Consider the following 15,868-nt stretch of genomic DNA (forward strand, 5'->3'; position numbering starts at 1 on the left):
TACGAATGTTTAAGTACATTTTCACTTTGTTAATTGCTTTGCAAAGTTTTGGCTCTTTTGCCACACAAGATAAAAAACTACCTATAGAGGTTTTTGCAGGCTTAAAAGATTTTAGCCAAGTGAAGCTATCTCCCAATGGTAAGAACCTCGCTTTTATAAGAAACCATCAAGGGACTTTAATCTTAATGGTTAAAAACTTGGAGACGGGGGTTACAACACCAATTATAAACTCAAATAACCATACAGTGTTTTTTGATTGGTATAACTGGGCAAATGATGACGTACTGTTACTTGGTGCTCGCTATATAAAATATCAGTTTGGCGGAGTTAAATATACATCAACGCTTATGTATGCGTATAACTTTAAAAATGATAAAGGTCTTAAATTAGCTTTTAAAGCCAACACAGTAAGAGATGAAATCCAGCCACAATATTCAGACCGAATTGTTAGTTTTTTACCTGAAAAAGAAAATAAAATTTTAGTTCAAGGGGATTTTAAAATAGCAAATACCCCAGCAGTTTATGAGTTAGATTTAACCACATTACGTAAGACACAAATACAAAGACCACGCAGTAATGTAGTTACTTGGTTTGCCGACAGGCAAGGTAAAGTTCGTATTGCAAAAAAAATGGACGATACGCAATTTACTTACGATTATTTTGATGAGAATAAACAGTCGTGGGAAACTTTATTTGATTATGAGGTTTTTAGTAAGCAAAGTATTTCTATATTAGGGTTTGATAAAGACTCTAATTTTTTATACATCACTGCGTTACATGAAGGGCGCGATGCATTATTTAAACTTAATTTAACGACTAAAGCTCGCGAGCTAATTTACAGTAATAGTAAATATGATTTTGATGGGTCTATTTTTTATTCACAACAAACTGGCGAAGTTGCAGGCTTTACTGATTCACATTTAGATGATGGTATTAAATATTGGGATAAAGACTTAGATAAATTACATCGTTCTTTGCGCGTATCACTCCCTAAAGATGAATATAAATTAGACATTGTAAGTACCAGTAAAGATCAGCAAAAATATATACTCTATATCAGCTCAGACAAAACGTCTGGTAGTTATTTATTTGGGGATAGAGTAAAAAAGCAGGTGAGTGCAATTGCTGATGTTTATCCGCAAATAGATGCCTCTGTATACAGAGGTAAAAAGCGCATTAGCTACAAGGCAAGAGATGGCTTGAAAATAGAAGGCTATCTAACTCTACCAGTAGAATATAAAGAAGGTGATAAGTTACCAACAATTATATTTCCACATGGCGGCCCCATGGCAAGGGATTATGCTAATTTTGATTACTGGACAGCTTTATTAGCCTATAACGGATATGCTGTTTTACAGCCTAATTTCCGTGGTTCGAGTGGCTATGGGCACGACTTTTTAATGCAGTCAATTCAAGGTTTTGGTTTGGCTATGCAAGATGACTTGCAAGACGGTGCAAACTGGTTAATTGACCAAGGAATAGCACAAGCAGATAGCATTTGTATTGGTGGTGCTAGCTATGGTGGCTATGCAGCGTTAATGGCTGTAATTAAGCACCCAGAAACGTTTAAATGTGCAGCTAGTTTTGCTGGGGTAAGTGATTTACAGTATTTAGTGAGTAAAGCACGACACTTTACAAACAAAAATATCGTTAGAAAGCAGTTTGGAACTGATGATGATTTACTAGAAGCTAATTCTCCAGTGAATTTTGCTAAAAAAATAACAAGACCAATATTGCTTGTACATGGAACTGACGACAGTGTGGTACCTGTTTATCATAGTAGAGAAATGCAGGATGAACTTGATGATGAAGCAAAAGATGTTACTTATATTGAGCTTGAGGATGGCGATCATTACTTATCTTATCAAGAACACAGAGTTAAAACTCTTCAGGCATTTTTAGACTTTTTTGATAAACATTTGAAAAAATAAATAGCCAGACTCCAGTTAAATAGCAAAAAGACAACTTAGGTTGTCTTTTTTGATCACAATCTTCCTTTGTTTGTGCACATTGTTTGCACTTTTACTTGTTAACTTTGTTTTATTAAACGTTAAAGTAAAGGTTCAAGCATTGAAAACACTTCTTAAAACAAAAGCCGCTAATGCAACTAAGTTATTTGCGTTAAGTGCGCTTTGTATCGCTTTAAGCGCATGTAATAGCGATTCAACAAGTACTGCAACAGACGGCGATACAGTCAGTAATAGTGTTCCAACGGTTGATGCTGGTATTGACCAAACTGTTAATGCGGGCGATACCGTTTATTTAAGTTCAACGGTTGAAGATGACGGTGAAGTATCGGTTAGTTGGTCGCAAACATCAGGCACTAGCGTTAGTTTATCTTCAAGTACTGCAACGTCTACAGAGTTTGTTGCCCCAGAGGTATTAACCGATGAAGCACTTGTATTTGAGATCATTGCAGATGATGGCACAAACGATGTCGTTGTAGATACAGTTATAGTTAATGTGATTGCTTCATCAGACTCAGATACAGTTGATAATAGTGCAAAACTTACCAGCTGGTTAATTAACAACGATACAACTTCTACATACATACAAAATAATGGTGCAGTGGTTGAAGATGTTCAATCAGTTGAGGTTGTTAGCGTTACTGAGGAAGATGCTGACGTTGAATACATGTATGTGCAAACTACTGACATTCCTAAATATGATGTAACGCTTACACAAGACCAAGTAGACGCGTTAAATAACCGCCCGCGTGCAGCTACCGATTTTTATAACGGTGTAACTTCTGCAGCAGTAGGGCAAACCATTTCCTTTGGTGAAGATATTGGCTATAACAGCAGCACTGAAAACTGTGATGACACAGGCGGTGCAGGTTATTGGCCTCCAGGACCGGGTTGCCCAACAGAACAAGCGGTTGAAGCGTATTTTCCGCTAACACCTACCGATTTATCTGACGCTGAAACTTGCGAAACAGGTTTAGGTACAGTTGGCTTAATGGTTAATGGCACCAGTATATTTAACTGGGGCGATGGTATGAGCTACGGAAATAATATTTGGTATACATTAGCGCCCATTGCTGAGCAATATGATGTTGATGTGTGTGGCGGACATGCTGCTAACGGTGAATATCATCACCATTTTTATACGAGTTGCTTAGCTGATTTACTTGAAGATGATGGCGATGCGCATTCACCTATCTATGGGTTTGCAGCTGATGGCTATCCGCTTTATGGTCCTTATGAAAGTAACGGACAACTAGCATTAAGTGGCTGGGAAATGCGAGATTACGGTGCACCTACAAGTGAAGGGGGTTGTGGAACTGAGGGTGAGCGAAGCTGTACCTTAGTTGATCAATACGATGTTAGCCAAGGTACACAAACAAGTGATGCAGGTCCTGCTATAGGTGCACAAGTAACGACGCTCTCTGGTAATACATTGAATGCCGACGATGGTTATTACTTTGAAGATTATTACTACGCGCAAAAAACAGTAACCGGTGCTCAATTAGATGAGCATAACGGCCACGATACTAATGATGGCAAGGGTTATCATTACCATATAACACTAACGTTAGACAGTGATGGTAAATTACAGCCTTCTTTTCCTTATCAAATAGGGCCTCGTTTTAAAGGTCAATTAGCCGCTAATTCAATTGGTCGCTGTGATACTGGCGAAACAATGGGTCCACCACCGGGAATGTAAGGAGTAACTATGCGTTATTTTAAATACGCATTGATCCTAACAACTGCTGCGCTATTGAGCTTCAAGCTCTTTGCGCAGCAGGAAATGATGGATCATAGCCATATGCCTATAGCTGTGCCAAATGACACGCCAATCCCGGCATTAAGCCTTAAGTTATTAAAAGATAGTATGTCGGGTTATAACTTAATTTTAGATACACAGCGTTATGATTTGTCTGTGCCGCCAGAGGGCACGATGAACATGCAACAAATGATGGGCGTGACAACAAACCAAGACACCGGTTTTTTACAAGGTCATGCTCATTTATACATTAATGGGGTTAAAATACAGCGAATTTACGGACAAGCGTTGCATTTACCTGCTAACTTATTTAAAACTGGTATAAATACCGTATCGGTTACTTTAAATAATCATGGTCATATGTATTGGACCGCTCAAGGTAAAAAAATAGTTGCTACGCTGTATGTTAACGACCAAACCAAAGAGTTTATAACATACCGATTTGAGAGCTTTCCTAGCGAGGTTGAAAACACGCATTAATGAAAATTCATAATAAACTTTTTTTAATACTATTTAGTTTTACCTTTAGTGTTATTGCAGGGCTTGTGGTTCTTATACAGTGGAGCATAGGGCAAGGCGTAATTGATTTTGTTAATGCAAAAGAGGTGAAAGCGCTTGAACCACTTGTTGTGCAATTTGCAAAGCAATACGAACAAACACCCTCATGGGAGCATGTTGTCGGCAATGGCGAAAGCTTTAGAAAACGTGTTGAATCGCAATTAGAAAATAGCCAGTTTTTGCCTAGGCCACAAGAAGGCCCAGGTCCGCGTGGGCGAGTGATGCGACCACCGCCGCCAGATCATATTCGTTTAGAGGAAGATCGCCGCCCACCGCCAGAAAATATTGCTCACTACGCTTTGCTTGACGAAAATAAACAGCGAGTAGTGGGTAGATACCTCAGCGATTTAAAATATATAACAACCCCAATTATTGTTAACGATAAAATAGTGGGTTACTTAGCAGTTTCTAAAAGAGATAGCTTGGTTGATGGCTATGAGCTTGATTTTTTACAGCAGCAAACTAACTACTTATGGTTTATTGCTTTAGCTGCGGTATTGCTAACATTAATGGTTACTTTTTTATTGTCTCGTCACCTAGTAAGCCCTGTAAAGCAAATTGCTAACGGTATGCATCGCTTAACGCAAGGTAATTACGAGACCAAACTCAAACTTGAGCGAAAAGACGAGCTAGGACAGTTGAGCGAAGATTTTAATACGCTTGCATTTACACTCGCTAAAGATGAGCAAGTACGTAAGCGTTGGCTTGCTAATATTTCTCATGAGCTTAGGACGCCAATGAGTATTTTACTCGGTGAACTTGAAGCTATGCTACTTGGTATACGAGAACCGAACGCAAAAAATATAAGTTCGGCTAACGATGAAGCTTTGCATTTAAAACGCTTAATAGACGACTTGCATATGCTCAATAGCGCAGAGTTAGGAGGTATGCACTACACTATGCAACCTACTGATATGGCGTTATTATTAAATACTATTGAGCAAAAATATCAGGTTGTGCTTGAACAACATAATATAAAAATATACCTACTAAATAGCGCTAAACACATAACTGTACAAGCAGATAAAACACGCCTTTTGCAGCTACTCGATAATATTTTAATGAACGCAGTACACTATGCACAATGTACAACTATTTCTTTAACGGCTAATAATATAAGCATTAAAGGGCAAACTTATTTAGAGCTTATAATCGAAGATAATGGTGTCGGTGTAGAGCAGTCGCATTTATCGCATTTATTTGAATATTTATACCGAGTAGATAGTTCGCGTAATCGCCAAGAGGGCGGTTCTGGCTTAGGTTTATCTATTTGCCAGCATATAGTTAAAGGTCATAAAGGTGAAATAGCTGCAGAAAAAGCCAGTTTAGGCGGCCTAGCTATTATTATTAGATTGCCAACTATTTAGTTTATAAAAATAAAGTTGAGGTTACTTACAGAGATGCCTATGAGTGAACAAATACTAATTGTGGAAGATGAAGTAAAGCTAGCTAACTTAATGAGTGACTTTTTAAGCAGCCATCACTTTATTACTCATCAAATACATCACGGGAATGAAGTATTACCTTGGCTTGAAATTAACAGGCCGAGTGTAATCTTGCTAGACATAATGTTACCAGGTCAAAGTGGTATTGAACTGTGTAAAGCAATCAGGCGCTTTTCAAACGTGCCTATTATTATGGTATCGGCAAAAGTAGAAGAAATAGATAGGCTGCTTGGGCTGGAATTAGGTGCAGATGATTATATTTGTAAGCCGTTTAGTTATGCTGAGCTGGTGGCACGTGTAAAAGCTATTTTAAGGCGATTAAATAACGCAAGTGACGTTACAGAGTCAACAATGAAGCTTGACGAGAGCAGCTACAGCGTAAAATATAGATCAAACAGTATAGAATTGACGAACTTTGAATTTCAACTATTTAAACCTTTGTTTAACAACCCAAATCGTATTTATTCGCGCGATAGCTTAATGGACACTATGTACGCCGATCAGCGTATTGTGAGCCATCGTACTATTGATAGCCATATTAAAAAGTTGCGTAAAAAACTAGATGAAGTGACACAAACTGAAAGTGTTATCCAGTCTGTTTATGGGGTTGGCTACCGGTTTGTGCATCCACAGTAAGGTGGAATGAGCTATGACGATGAGTTACTCATCGTCGTCAGCATTTTTAATTCGCTCTAAACGGTCAAACTCTTCGTATTCGGCAGCTTGAATTTCATCAAGAATAGAATCTACATCAGCAAGTTCGTTGCTGTCTTCAAATTCACCTGTAAGCGTTGAATTAGGCGTTAAATTGGCCTCTTCAAATAGTGCCCACATTTCTTTAGCGTATTGAGTTTTTAGTATGCTTGGCGCAAATTCACCATAGTAGCGGCGTATGTTATTTACATCGCGTGCAAACATAGCTTGTGCACTGTTATTTGCTGAAGCGTTAACGGCTTGCGGTAAATCTATAATTACAGGGCCGTTATTATCTACAAGTACATTAAACTCAGATAAATCACCGTGTATTATACCTGCGCAAAGCATTAGCTTAATGTAATGTATCATAAGTTTATACTGCTCAATCGCTTGCTCTTCACTAAAAACGACATGTCCTAGTTGAGGGGCCACGTTACCATCTTCATCAGAGACGAGCTCCATAAGCAGCACGCCATCAATACAAAAGTAAGTATCAGGAACACGTACACCCACGCCAGCTAAACGAGATAACGCATCAACTTCGGCATTTTGCCAAATTTCTTCTTCTAATTGGCGGCCATAGCTAGAGCGTTTACCCATTGCACGCGCTTGGCGTCCACCACGCACTTTTCGGCCTTCTTGATATTGTGCCGCTTTTTTAAAACTACGTTTAACCGCATCTTTATACACTTTCGCACAGCGAATATGTTCACCACAACGCACAATAAATACATCGGCTTCTTTACCGCTCATTAGTCGGCTTATTACTTCGTCAATAAGGCCATCATCAACAAGAGGTTGTAGGCGTTTAGGTATTTTCACAGATTGCCTGCTAAGTAGGGTTGGTTATTAATCATTATTTATGAAAGTGCTCTGTATTTGTTTGTTTAATTGGCTCAAGCAGTATATCAGCTTTGAGAATTAAGGGCAGTAACACTACTGCCAGAGAGTAATTAATCGTATTATTTTATTAGCTTATATATTGATTGCAAAGCAATCAACCAGAACTTTTTTTGAATCATCAGTTTTTATTAAAAATAATTTATTACTTCCTCATTATTTGCACATTGTTTGCGTTTTTAAAGCGTAATCTTAGTTTAATTCTTAAATACGAGGTTATTACTATGAAGCATTTTTCAACTCTTGCCACTGTGGCAATATTATCTATTGCTTTTTCAGCTAATGTAGCTGCTCGAGGCGGTGAAAATCCTCCTGAAAAACCTGACTTTTCAACTATTGATACTGATGGTGATGGCGTAATTAGCTTTGAAGAGTTTAGTGCTAAAAAACCGCCGCACGGTGATGCACAAACAATTTTTGATTCTATAGATGCCGATGGTAATGGCGAAATTACTGAACAAGAGCTTAGCGATCATAAACCACCTCGTCGTGAACTTTGAAAGGATACTAAAATGATTAATAATATTGGCAGCAGCTCTGTGAGTTTTGTGCCGCAACAAAGTAGTCAAGCTGCAAAATTAACAACAGAGCAAAGTGATTTTGTTAAAGAAACGCTTGCACAGTTTGATGCAGAAAACTTAACTAGCGACGATGCGCAAAGTATTCAAGCTGCATTTAAAGAACAAGGTATTGAACCAACAAAAGAGCTTGCTGATTTAATGGGCGAACTCGAGTTTGATGCTAAAAGCATTGGTGATGCAGGAAGAGCAGAAGGTCAAAGACCGCCGCCACCGCCACAAAACTCATTAGAATCAGTCGATACAGACGAGGTAGTGAGCTACTTAGATGAGCTCTTAACTGAGTATTCAAACCAGTTGTCTGATGAAGATAAAGAATCAATCCTTGCATCAGTGCAAGAGAAGTTTGGTTTAAGTGAAGGCGATTCACTGCTAAATGTAACTGCTTAGGTGTTATTACTTAGAGTAAAGCTGACTGTTACTCGAAAGTCTTAAGTCCAAAGCCCAACGGTTAATTCTGTTGGGCTTTTTTATTGGCTTAATTTAACTGTGTTTCTATTTTGCTGGTGCCATCTTCTTCGGTAAATTTAAATACAAAATCTTTTTTACCGTCTTGGTTTATATCTACCAGAAGAATATCTTTATTATTTTTAGGCAGCGTTAGCTTTAATTTTTTGCGTTTATCATTTAGCAGTGTGTCTTGCTCTCCATAATAAATATACAGCGTTTTTTTTCTGTATTTGTATACCGCATCAATATAGCTGTCGCCGTTAATGTCACCTAAATAGAGAGCCGGTTCTGATTCATCGCCATTCATCCCCACTTCCATTTCTAAATCAAGTTCAATACTCGATTTATTGGCAAATGAGCCGTCGGGTTGCTGCTTATAAAGATTCATTTCTACATCTACATCAGTACTGCCACCGCCCAATGCCATAGATGCGATAGTACCTAAGCCAATATCTAAGTCCATTTTTTGTAAATCAATTAAGCCATCATTATTAAAATCAGTTTTGAGCAATAACTCACTAGGGCCCTCTGTTTCAAATAAGGTAATGGGCGTATTAGTAAAACCTTTAGCACTCCCTAGGTACAAAGTATGTGCTATTTTTATATCTAACGAATCCATACCTTGTGTAGGCTTAAACTGTCTGGTTGTAAAATCTAGAAATCCGTCGTTATTAATATCAATAATTTGCTTTATTTTGCGGGTCTCGCCATTGCTTAGCTCGCCGAGCTCAATGCTAAAATCAATTGAGGTAAGCTTTTGCTCAAAGCCCTCTGAATTAGCAAGTAGTACATCTGCTCCAAAGTCATTTGAAAAAACCAGGTCGTTTAATCCGTCGTGGTTAAAATCGATAACGACAGGTTTATTGTTAATATTAACTTCTAAAGAAAGCCCTTTTCCTGAAAAGCGGCCTTCATACTTAGGCGTTTGTTTAAATTTGTTAGGCTTAAAGCTGCCATCTTTATTTTGAATGTATAAAGTACTGCTTGCTAATCCAGGGATAAAAATATCGCTTAGACCGTCGTTGTTAGCATCGAAAACAAAGTCTACTTTTTCAAATTTATCTATTTTTAATTGATTTAGAACCGACTCATAATTAAACAACAATGTTGGTTTACCTGCTTGGGCTTTATATACGCCATCACTTGTTAGTACGAGTGCTTGTTTATCGATGATGTTAGCAAGTGTTGCCACATCAAACCCGATGGCGTTTTTTGGTAAAGCAAGTTCACTACTAAGTGATGTAAGTAAATTGATGGCTTCTAATTGTTTTAATTCTTTATTATATGCAAATAAAATCTCTGAATCGGTTGATACTAATTCATCCGTTGTTTTTATTGCCATTGTTTGAGCTATAACGCTTATGGGGGTAAGTAAAGTGATGAGTGAATAGCAAAGTGGTTTTATCATGCAAATTCCTTTTTTATATTTAGTTGTATCGTTAAAATTTTTATTATTTAAGCAGCGTCAGCGCATAATTTTACGTACTATCCAGCGCTGGGGCTTTTTCGTTTAAACGTAATATACATATGTAAGTTGGATTATATTTAGCCTACGCTAATTATTATGTACTGGGTGTAAGCAATTGTAAGATTATGTTTTAGGAAGGGCTTGTTGACTTTTAAAGATTGAAATTTGTTCAATCTAAGGACGATTTAATCGTGGCGCGAGGTTTGTAATCTAGTAACAAAGAGTCAATCTCCTTAGGCAGAACCCTTTGGGCAGCGCATTTTGGTATTAATACTACGTTATCAACTATGTATGATTAACAACCACACTACATAGGCTCTGCCTTGCTTAAATACCAAACAGTCTGCTGCAAATTTAACCTCAAAAAATAAACAGGCCCAACAAGAAAGGTAGCACATAACTCATATGGTAGCTAAGCGCTTTTAGAAGTGCTTGGTTGTTAACTACATTGCTTATTTTGCTCATTTAAATAAGCATCTACAAAATCTACTTCCATCGGTTTTGAAAAGTAATAACCTTGTAGGTGAGATACACCAATTTTAGTGAGTGTGTTTGCTTGCTCAATAGTTTCAACGCCTTCTGCAACAACAGTAAAATCTAAAGTAGAGGCCATTTGTACAATTGCATGAATAATACTTAACCCTCTTTTATCCATATTTTGAATAAAGCTTCTGTCTATTTTTACTATATCTACACCAATATCAAGCATGCTTGATAGTGATGAGTAGCCTGTACCAAAATCATCAATTGAAATACAAAAGCCTTGTTTTTGTAGTGCCTTAACGGCTGTCAAAAATGTGAGTTTATCCTCGGCAAATACTGACTCAGTAATTTCTATGTGTAGGTTTTTAGGTTCTACCTGGTGGCGATTTACTATTTTTAATACCTTAGATACAAAATCAGGATCTTGTAGCTGAATAACCGATACGTTTACGCTTATAGCAATTTGTGGTTGTAAGTGACTTAATTTTGTTGCTTGTATACATGCCTGTTCTATTACCCAAATACCTAACTCGGTTATTAAACCGTATTGCTCGGCAATAGCTATAAATTCATCAGGGAAAATATTTTCACCATCTAGTTGCCAGCGTAATAATGATTCAAAAGAGGTTACTTTTGAGGTTTTGCTATCAACAATTGGTTGAAATACTAGCCTTAAACTATTTTCTTCTATGGCACTGGCTAGGCGTTGACTCAAAAGATACTCTCTTTCTTGTATTAATTTGAGTGAATCGTTATAAATATTGATATTGCCTTTCGCGATGCGTTTTTGGTGATACATTGCAGTATCAGCAGAGCGAATTAAAGTATTAAAATCACTCCCGTGCTCAGGATACATGGCAATACCAATAGTTGCAGATACCCATTTTTGATATTTATATGTTTCATGCTCGGCACCAATGCTTTGAAGTACTTTATCTGCAAACTCGATAAGCTCAGCTTGTTTTTGATACGTTGCTAAAATTAAAAACTCATCCCCGCCCCATCGGCATTTAAAAAGCTGTTGATTGCATACATTACTAATTCTTCGTGCTATTTCTTTTAATACTTTATCGCCTACTTTATGACCCAACGAATCATTTATTTGTTTAAATCCATCTAAATCTACGAATAATAAAGCAAAGGGTTCTTGAGGGTTGTCTGCTAGTTGTCTGTTTGCATTTTTTAAAAATGCGGTTCGGTTTAATAGATTTGTAAGTGGATCGGTATTAGACAGGTGGTAAATTTCTTCAGTGCGTTGCTCTACCTTGTTTTCCATTTCATTAAGCAGCTCTCTGTTTTGGTTTTTGAGCTTGATTGCGCTGTGTGTAAATGTGGCTGATTTGTACGATGAAGCCACCATAATAGCAGTAAATGCTAGGCCTAAAATACCGAGGACAGAGTTGTAGTTTTCGTTAGAAAAGGTTAATAAAAAAGAGTAGGGCGCCAGTAAAATAATGCTATAGAGTACAGCGGTTACTCGACTTCCTGAAAGCAGATTTGCAGAGCCTCCTGCAAATGCCGATAAAATAGCAATCGTGGTTGTCGTCTCTATTGCTGATGAGGTGCTATGAAACCAAAGTGCATACCCACACCACGATAGCGCAGTTAAAATACACCCGGTTGAAAATCTTTTTGAGTATGTGTCAGCATTAAATAACGGGCTATCCTTTTTGGTTTTATAAAACCACATTACATCAATAGCGCGAGCTGCTAATAAGACAACCATAATGCTTAGCCAAATACTTTTTTCGTAGGATATTTTCTGGTTATTTAAATCAAAAGCAAACACTAATATAAAACTGACTACAGTCGAAATGGCAATGCCAGAGATGGCATTAGAGTATAAAATTTTAACGGTTTCTCTGCGTTCTTCACTATTTAGATTTTTATATGGCACTAAGTAAAACCTTATACAAAAGTCACTCCAACTAGCGATGGAGAAACGTTCAAGAAATACAGCAAATATTTCAGATGAACAAAAGCGTATTAAACATCGATTAGTTAGGCTCTAATCCTGAGTATAAGAATAAATATAGTTTATGAAAGCAAAAAAAAAAGCTAGCACAGTAAAAAGGCTCATAATAAATAATCATTATGAGCCTTAAAATTATTAAGCAGGTTAAAGTGTTAACGACTTTACTTGCTGTTTAGTAGATTTAACCTTCGAAATCACTATCGTTATGGCGCTCTGCCATTTGATCTTCTTCAGGGCCCCATGTGCGATTTACGCGGCGGCCGCGCTTTACAGCAGGGCGATCAGCAACTTGTTTTGCCCAACGAACAACATGAGTGTATGAGGCAACATCTAAAAATTCAGCTGCATCATATAAGTCGCCTAAAACAAGCGAGCCATACCAAGGCCAAATTGCAATATCGGCAATTGAGTATTCATCACCCGCCATGTATTCATTTTCGCTTAAATGACGATTTAACACGTCAAGTTGGCGTTTAGTTTCCATGGTAAAACGATCAATAGGGTATTGCATTTTACTTGGTGCGTAACTATAAAAGTGACCAAACCCACCACCTAAGTATGGCGCTGAGCCCATTTGCCAAAATAGCCAGTTACGACACTGCGTTTTAGCTTTTAAATCCTTAGGGATGAGTACATCAAATTTTTCAGCCAAATACTGTAAAATAGAACCTGATTCAAAGATGCGAGTAGGTGGTGTGGTTGAATGATCCATTAGCGCTGGGATTTTTGAGTTTGGATTAATATCAACAAAGTCAGATCCAAACTGATCGCCATCACCTATGTTTATTAAATATGCGTCATAGTCTGCATCGGTGCAACCAAGCTGTAAAAGCTCTTCAAACATGATTGTAGCTTTTTGGCCATTTGGCGTAGCAAGAGAATAAAGCTGAAATGCGTGCTCGCCAATAGGTAGAGTTTTGTCATGAGTCGCGCCTGCAATTGGGCGGTTAATGCTGGCAAATTTACCGCCACTTTCACTTTCCCACGTCCATACTTTTGGTGGCGTGTATTCGTTTTGATCACTCATAAATAACCTCAATGTTAAATGGAAATGTTTAATACTTACTCATAAATGTGGCCATAAAAAATTAATTAAAGGCCCTAAATATTTAATTTACCAACCTTTTAATTTATCGGCTTTTGCTAATCTATAACCTAAAAACAACCCGCTTAGCGCTCCAAATAAATGGCTTTCAAACGATACATGATAGCGCTGAGGTAAAACACCCCATATAAAACCGCTATAAAGTATAGCCACTACAACTGCAATTATAATTGATTTTAATGAGCGTCTTACTAAGCCGTAGCATAGAATAAAGCACCATAAACCATATATAACACCGCTTAAACCAACATGTATGTTACTGCGCCCAAATGCCCAAACTAAAAGTCCACCGATTAGAGCGGTAAAAATAAATACGTTATAAAAACGTTTTACGCTGTACTGGCAAATTAGCCAACTTAATACTACAAATGGGATCATATTACTGGCAAAGTGCCACCAGCTACCATGTAAAAAAGGTGCGCATAGTATGCCAATTAATCCTTGGATACTGCGTGGATATATGCCTAAACCATTAATATTTATGCCAGGTAGACTATTGATCACTTGTAGTACGAAGCAAATAACAACAATACTAAATATTGCGAAACGGGTACTAGTTAGTAATGACAGTGTGGTTGGCTTGGTTGCCATATAATCGCCCTAATTGACTTTAAGAGTTGCCAGTATAGGAATTGTATTTGCTAATGAAAAGCAATTAAAAAAGCACAGCATAAAATGCTGTGCTTAATTTTAATTATTACTCACTATTAACCTAATTTAGTTAATAGTTTTTTTGCAGCTAGTTCAGAGCTTGCTGGGTTTTGGCCGGTAATTACTAAACCGTCTTCTAGTGCTAATACACCCCAGTCGTCAGTTTTTTGATAATCGCCACCTTTTTTAATTAGCTCGTCTTCAACTAAAAATGGCACGATATCGGTAAGTTGCACTGCAGCTTCTTCAGAGTTAGTAAAACCAGTTACTTTTTTACCCGCTACTAGTGCATTGCCATCGGCATCTTTAACATTTAAAAATGCAGCACTTGCATGGCATACCGCAGCAACAGGTTTTTGCTCTTTTACAAAGCTTTCGATAAGTGAAATTGAATCTGTGTTGTCAACCAAGTCCCATAATGGACCGTGACCGCCTGGGTAAAATACAGCGTCAAAATCGCTAGATTTAACTTCACTCAACACTTTAGTGTTTGCCATTAATGTTTGCGCCGCGCTGTCTGCGTCGTAACGTTTTGTTGCATCTGTTTGAAAATCGGCAAGTGTACTTGTCGGATCAATGGGTGGTTGGCCGCCAGCTGGAGACGCTAATGTTACTTCAACGCCTGCATCAACAAATGCGTAATAAGGGGCTGCAAATTCTTCTACCCAAAAACCTGTTTTTTCGCCAGTGTTACCAAGTTCTGCGTGAGATGTAAGAACCATAAGTATTTTTTTAGACATTGAATATATTCCTTCTGATGATTTGAATTAGTTTATCTTGCTTACCAATTACTATATGCACTAACACTGCTTTAAACAACGATGATAAATTTAACTTTATTGGTTTAATAATTGATACAATAAAAAGGTTGAATTTAAAACACACTACGGAGCATTTATGAAAGTGTCGTTTGAGCAGTTAAAGAGCATGGTTGTATTTGCACAAATTGTAGAGCAGGGCAGCTTAACCGCTGCTGCCAAACAGCTAGGGCTTACGCGAGCAGTTGCAAGTTATCATTTAAAAAAATTAGAAACGCAGCTTGAAGTTACTTTATTAAATCGCTCAACCCGTACCATGGCGCTCACTGAAGCAGGCATTGCTTATTATGAGCGTTGTAGAATAATTACCGAACAAGCTAATGCGGCTAATCAGCAAATAGAAAATATAAAGAGCGAGCCACAAGGTTTACTTAAAATTAGTTGCCCAGTAAATGTGGGAATGCAGTTAATTGTGCCTGCAATAAATACGTTTAAGCGCCAATACCCTAAAATTCAAATAGACTTACAGCTTACTGACGATGTGGTTGATATTATTAAAAATGGGTTTGATTTTGCAATTAGGGGCGTGGCACTGAGTGACTCCAACTTGCAGGCAACCAAGCTGACTACAATGAGCACTTGTATTTGTGGCGCGCCGGAATACTTTGCACATTTTGGTAAACCTAAAACGCCTTTAGAGCTAGCAGAGCACCAATGGGTCGTTTATCAATTGGGCAGTAAAACATTAACACTTCAAAAAGATGGCAAAAAACACGATATTACAATGCAAGGCGCCTTAAGCACCAATAATGCCGCTGCTCGTACTGCTTTTGTTGAAGCAGGGCATGGCATTGGGCGTATTCCGCTTTACGATGCGTGGCCAAAAGTGCAAGCTGGACTGCTTGAAATAATATTAGATGATTATAAAAGCAAAGATATTGAGCTTTACGGGGTATTTCCGCCAGGGGCTGCGGGCTCTAAAAAGCTACGATTGTTTATTGATTACTTAAAAGCATACTTTGTAAAACAGCATACCGCTTTAGGTATGCTGAAAAGTACTTAATGAGTAGTTTTT

The 15,868-nt window shown here is 37.8% G+C and carries 14 protein-coding genes; 8 read left to right on the top strand and 6 right to left on the bottom strand.

Annotated elements, in window-relative coordinates; all coding sequences use genetic code 11:
- The first annotated feature begins 5 nt into the window (after window positions 1-5).
- From H5161_RS07740 to H5161_RS07760, 5 genes are all read left to right on the top strand, one after another.
- Window positions 6-1,931, top strand: coding sequence for a S9 family peptidase (locus tag H5161_RS07740; protein WP_182769038.1), 1,926 nt, complete (start codon window positions 6-8; stop codon window positions 1,929-1,931).
- 79 nt (window positions 1,932-2,010) lie between these two features.
- A complete protein-coding gene (locus H5161_RS07745) occupies window positions 2,011-3,666 on the top strand; it encodes a YHYH protein (RefSeq protein ID WP_182769068.1) in 1,656 nt (551 codons plus the stop codon).
- A 9-nt stretch (window positions 3,667-3,675) separates the two neighbouring features.
- Window positions 3,676-4,206 (top strand): hypothetical protein, encoded by a 531-nt coding sequence (locus H5161_RS07750; RefSeq protein ID WP_182769039.1) that lies wholly within the window; start codon window positions 3,676-3,678, stop codon window positions 4,204-4,206.
- Window positions 4,206-5,651, top strand: a complete 1,446-nt coding sequence (locus tag H5161_RS07755) for an ATP-binding protein (protein ID WP_182721353.1) — start codon at window positions 4,206-4,208, stop codon at window positions 5,649-5,651. Before H5161_RS07750 ends, H5161_RS07755 begins: the two co-directional genes overlap by 1 nt.
- Window positions 5,652-5,690: 39 nt before the next feature.
- Window positions 5,691-6,365: a response regulator gene (locus H5161_RS07760; protein ID WP_024604678.1), complete on the top strand. Its 675-nt coding sequence runs from the start codon at window positions 5,691-5,693 to the stop codon at window positions 6,363-6,365.
- 24 nt (window positions 6,366-6,389) lie between these two features.
- Here the strand turns inward: H5161_RS07760 and H5161_RS07765 are convergent, their stop codons facing one another.
- The gene (locus H5161_RS07765) at window positions 6,390-7,247 is read right to left on the bottom strand and encodes a PA4780 family RIO1-like protein kinase (protein ID WP_182769040.1); all 858 of its coding nucleotides are present in this window, start codon (window positions 7,245-7,247) and stop codon (window positions 6,390-6,392) included.
- 302 nt (window positions 7,248-7,549) lie between these two features.
- On the opposite strand from H5161_RS07765, the gene H5161_RS07770 reads away from it, so the two are divergent.
- Window positions 7,550-7,825, top strand: a complete 276-nt coding sequence (locus H5161_RS07770; protein ID WP_182769041.1) for an EF-hand domain-containing protein — start codon at window positions 7,550-7,552, stop codon at window positions 7,823-7,825.
- Between the two features lie 12 nt (window positions 7,826-7,837).
- Window positions 7,838-8,293, top strand: coding sequence for a hypothetical protein (locus H5161_RS07775; RefSeq protein WP_024603529.1), 456 nt, complete (start codon window positions 7,838-7,840; stop codon window positions 8,291-8,293).
- 88 nt (window positions 8,294-8,381) lie between these two features.
- On the opposite strand, the gene H5161_RS07780 is transcribed toward H5161_RS07775, so the two are convergent.
- The 5 genes from H5161_RS07780 to H5161_RS07800 all read right to left on the bottom strand — a co-directional run bounded on the left by H5161_RS07780 (window position 8,382) and on the right by H5161_RS07800 (window position 14,775).
- Window positions 8,382-9,761 (bottom strand): VCBS repeat-containing protein, encoded by a 1,380-nt coding sequence (locus H5161_RS07780; RefSeq protein ID WP_182769042.1) that lies wholly within the window; start codon window positions 9,759-9,761, stop codon window positions 8,382-8,384.
- Between the two features lie 499 nt (window positions 9,762-10,260).
- Window positions 10,261-12,201, bottom strand: a complete 1,941-nt coding sequence (locus H5161_RS07785) for an EAL domain-containing protein (protein ID WP_182769043.1) — start codon at window positions 12,199-12,201, stop codon at window positions 10,261-10,263.
- A 259-nt stretch (window positions 12,202-12,460) separates the two neighbouring features.
- The gene (gene yghU / locus H5161_RS07790) at window positions 12,461-13,306 is read right to left on the bottom strand and encodes a glutathione-dependent disulfide-bond oxidoreductase (protein ID WP_002958173.1); all 846 of its coding nucleotides are present in this window, start codon (window positions 13,304-13,306) and stop codon (window positions 12,461-12,463) included.
- 87 nt (window positions 13,307-13,393) lie between these two features.
- Window positions 13,394-13,975, bottom strand: coding sequence for a rhomboid family intramembrane serine protease (locus H5161_RS07795; RefSeq protein WP_182769044.1), 582 nt, complete (start codon window positions 13,973-13,975; stop codon window positions 13,394-13,396).
- Between the two features lie 116 nt (window positions 13,976-14,091).
- Complete coding sequence (locus H5161_RS07800; protein WP_182196857.1) at window positions 14,092-14,775, bottom strand: type 1 glutamine amidotransferase domain-containing protein; 684 nt, start codon at window positions 14,773-14,775, stop codon at window positions 14,092-14,094.
- A 157-nt stretch (window positions 14,776-14,932) separates the two neighbouring features.
- Here H5161_RS07800 and H5161_RS07805 point away from each other — a divergent pair, with 157 nt between their 5' ends.
- The gene (locus tag H5161_RS07805) at window positions 14,933-15,856 is read left to right on the top strand and encodes a LysR family transcriptional regulator (RefSeq protein ID WP_024597041.1); all 924 of its coding nucleotides are present in this window, start codon (window positions 14,933-14,935) and stop codon (window positions 15,854-15,856) included.
- Window positions 15,857-15,868: the final 12 nt, after the last annotated feature.

Origin of the sequence: Pseudoalteromonas sp. SG43-5 (genome assembly GCF_014164345.1) — a bacterium.
Taxonomy (GTDB): Bacteria; Pseudomonadota; Gammaproteobacteria; order Enterobacterales; family Alteromonadaceae; genus Pseudoalteromonas; species Pseudoalteromonas distincta.